The sequence below is a fragment of the Microcystis sp. M53603_WE2 genome (assembly GCF_030065435.1).
Genome location: NZ_JASJFF010000868.1, coordinates 1 through 3,878, shown reverse-complemented (window position 1 = coordinate 3,878; position 3,878 = coordinate 1). Strand labels below are relative to the sequence as shown.

General features: G+C 43.9%; 2 protein-coding genes and 1 pseudogene. 1 reads left to right on the top strand and 2 read right to left on the bottom strand.

Annotated elements, in window-relative coordinates; all coding sequences use genetic code 11:
• Positions 1-132: 132 nt before the first annotated feature.
• Both PX481_RS18495 and PX481_RS18490 read right to left on the bottom strand, forming a co-directional pair.
• A pseudogene (locus tag PX481_RS18495) lies at positions 133-381 on the bottom strand (patatin-like phospholipase family protein); the annotation flags it as partial.
• A gap of 414 nt (positions 382-795) precedes the next feature.
• Complete coding sequence (locus tag PX481_RS18490) at positions 796-2,085, bottom strand: glucose-1-phosphate adenylyltransferase (protein ID WP_288095371.1); 1,290 nt, start codon at positions 2,083-2,085, stop codon at positions 796-798.
• Positions 2,086-2,291: 206 nt separating this feature from the next.
• Here PX481_RS18490 and PX481_RS18485 point away from each other — a divergent pair, with 206 nt between their 5' ends.
• On the top strand, positions 2,292-3,656 hold the full coding sequence (locus PX481_RS18485; protein WP_288095373.1) for a collagen-like protein: 1,365 nt from the start codon (positions 2,292-2,294) through the stop codon (positions 3,654-3,656).
• The last annotated feature ends 222 nt before the right edge of the window (positions 3,657-3,878 follow it).

Genomic DNA, 3,878 nt, shown 5'->3' with positions numbered 1-3,878 from the left:
TCTATCTTTTGGTATTAACCTATTTGTGCCTTAAGTCCTTTCCTGTATGAATTTCAGCTACTTTTGAGCGTAGTTGCTCTCATCGAATTTTATTTTAAGTTAATTATTTGCATAACAATTCCCGAAGAGCCGCTTTTCTTGGGGAGTTTGAGTGCTATTATCTTCCCAAAAATCAATCATTCTTTTCCAAACGACGCTATCACCTTTTTTGAGAGCATACCAGGTGAAAAATGCACAGATAGCACCGCCAGAAGTACCACTGAGACTGACAATATTAAAGTAATCTTGCACTTTATTGTCAAATAATGCTTTCAAGGCACCGGCAGTAAAAGCAGTTTGACTACCACCTCCCTGACAAGCGATCGCGATTTTGGCTTTCATAAATATCCTTTGAATGGCTTCTATCTAAGCCCTAGGCTTTTAATTTAAGGTTAATTGAAAACCTAGAATCAGAGCCAAAAATATAGAAATTTTTCTGATTTTCAGAAGAGCTGCTCGGTAGATGTTGCCATCACTTCTAGAAAAGGATAAGTAGGTAGGTATTAAAAACTTTCAGATGCCCCCTTATTAAGGGGGGATTAAGGGGGGACTAAGGGGGGATCGGCACCCCCCTTATTAAGGGGGGCAGGGGGGATCGAACCTAAAATCCATTTTTAATTTAATTATAACCAGCTACTTATGGTTTCAAGGGAATTGTCTAGGTAATTAGCTGAAGCCATCAGCCTGCGGCTATATCCAAGCGATAATAACTAGAAAAATGGAAAAACTGATAACTGATAACTGATAACTGATAGATTAAATCACCGTCCCGTCGGGAATAGTGGCATTTTTGAAAATAACCACGATGCCGCTGCGAACATAGAAACCTAAATCTTCGCGATTAGCTTCTTCCACACGATCTTTGTTAACAATTAAAACATTGGAACCAATGCGAGCATTTTTGTCCACAATTGCCCGACGAATAGTGGAACCGGGGCCGATACCCATGGGAACTTTGCCATCTCGGACGAGACTTTCCCGTTCGGGGAAAGACTCATAAAAGTCGGCTCCCATCAGCATTGTATCCTCGATCGTGCAGTCTTTGCCGACTCGACTACGAATACCTAAAATCGAGTGATGGATGCGACATTCTTTGAGAATACAACCTTCAGAAATCATCGATTCTGTCACCGTACAATTGAGCATTTTTGTGGGTGGCAGATAGCGAGAACGGGTATAGATGGGGGCTTTTTCGTCGTAGAAACTAAAGGCGGGATTGGGTTGTTGAGTCAAGGCGAGATTAGACTCATAAAAGGCTTCAATCGTGCCGATATCTTCCCAGTAACCTTTAAATAAATAAGCCTGAAGATTGTAGTCTTTAGCGGCCGAGGGAATAATTTCCTTACCGAAATCGGTCTGTTCTTTATTGGCATCGAGCAGATCGATTAAAACATTCTTTTTAAAGACATAAATTCCCATGGAAGCGATGTAGGGACTTTGACGGGCTTGGTCGGGACTTAAGCCTAAAATCGTCGTATCTACCCGCATTCTTTCCAATTCTGCCCCTTTGGGTTTCTCATAAAAATCGACAATTCGCCCCGAATCATTAATTTTCATCACCCCAAAAGCGGAGGCCCGACGTTCATCGATGGGAACCACCGATAAAGTGATATCGGCGTTGGTTTCCCGATGGCGTTCGATGAACTTGCTGTAGTCCATGCGATAGAGATGATCTCCCGAGAGAATTAGATATTCATCGATATCCCAATCCTTCATCGTCCAGATGTATTGTCGTACCGCGTCGGCCGTGCCTTGGAACCATTGAGGATTTTCCATGGTTTGTTGAGCGGCCAAAACTTCCACGAAACCATCACTAAAACCCGTAAAATTATAGGTACGATTGAGGTGACGATTGAGGGAAGCGGAATTAAATTGCGTCAACACATAGATTTTGTCAATCTGGGAGTTAATACAATTGCTGACGGGAATATCGATTAAGCGATATTTTCCCGCTAGGGGGACGGCAGGTTTTGCCCGCAGTTTCGTTAACGGATAAAGGCGAGTTCCAGCCCCGCCACCTAAGATAATAGCTAATACTTTTTTCACGCGCGTAACCCTCGCGATTGGCTGTTTCCTTCTCAAAGTAAGTGTAGGATGATAGCGCACCTTATTGATAGAGGGGAAACAAAAATCTAGATCTAAAAGTCATCAAGAGGGAATTGATCGGAGTCTTTGCGGATAAATTCGCTAAAATCATGAATTTTTGGGCTAAATCATTAATATTCACCTTTTTTCTCCCTTTACCGTACCTAATGCCCGCCACGGTGACAGGCGATCGCTGTTCTTGGTTAGCCCAAGGTTCCGATGTACAGACTTTCGGTAAACAGGGCCAAAGTGGGAAAGCTGGCAAGGTCGGCAGCCAAGGCAAAAATAGTGACAGTTTAACCCTTTTTCTCGATGGTTCTCCCCTAAAACTCGATATTTCAGGACAAAAAGGGGTCGATGGTGAAAATGGCAGCAATGGCAGCGATGGCAACTGTAGCGGTCAACCAGGCAACGTAACCAGAAATCTCCAGGCGGCCGGTGGTGGTAACGGTGGCAATGGGGGTGATGGGGGTGATGGGGGCAATGGCGGCGCTTTAACCCTCTATGCCACTAATTTAGATTTTTTAAGACAAGTAACGGTCAATGCGGCCGGAGGCGCTGGGGGTTTTGGGGGTCAGGGAGGCCAGGGGGGCAAGGGTTGTCGCTGTTCCCAACCCTTCTGGACAATTCAAACCTGCAGCGGTAGGCCGGGTGATGCCAATTATAGCTGTACCACCAGAGAATTTAGCTGTCAGGATGGTCTCGATGGGGCGACGGGTAATAGTGGTCGTAACGGTCGCGAGGGTCGTTTAGGACAGTTAACTTTAATTCAAATCGATCGCCCTTTAACTGCCGATCAACCGAGCGCAACTGTTCCCCTGTCGGAGTTAAAAGAACGGGGTTATATTCTCTCTAAAAATAGTTGGGAAACTCGCACTGGGGCAGTGTCTTTATTTTCCCCCGGTTCCCTGATCGATGATCAATATCGGATTTTAGTAGATCGATCGGAACGTTCTTTTATTTTAATTTGGAATGCGCCCCAAGAGTTTAACCGGTTTGCTAATCAGCGTTTTACTTTAACCCTCGATGATCAAAAGGAAATGAAGGTAACTGTCCCCAGTGAACTCTGGATCGAGGGAACCACTCAAAAACGCAATAATGTTACGGAATTTGTCGTTTATAATGCTGTTTTTGAACGAGATGTCACCCAATTAGAAGCAAAAGGTATTACAGGAAATGGTACTGATTTAAGGCTTTTTCTCGAAGATAAAGCTTCCCAATCGAATTTAATCGGCACTAAATTTAAAGTGCGTTATCGCGTCACTCGTTGGCAAGCAGACGACCTGCAAACCAGTCCCAGAACTGATTTTGTCACTCGCTATGAAGGAGATATGCCCGCTAATTTAGTCCGACAGGACGGCAATCAATTTATTCTGGATATCGGTCAATTACCCTTACCTGTGGAATCTTTGCGATCGGGTACTGGGGTAGAAATCGAGTTACTTGCTACGCGTTCTTTTGCTGGTTATTCCAAAGAACAAAAAATCGTCATCCGCGACACGATTAAAGGATCAAATATCCTGCGGAGATAAGTCAAAAAAGTCCCCTTCTCCTTTCTCCGGTGCAGTGTTAACCAGTAATTTAGATAGTCAACTTAAGTAGCTGGTTATAATTAAATTAAAAATAGATTTTAGGTTCGATCCCCCCTTAGTCCTAGGGTTGATTCATAGTAGGGTTGATTCATGAATCAACCCTACCCTTAGTCCCCCCTTGATAAGGGTGGTGTCTGATAATTTTTAACGCCTACCTACTTA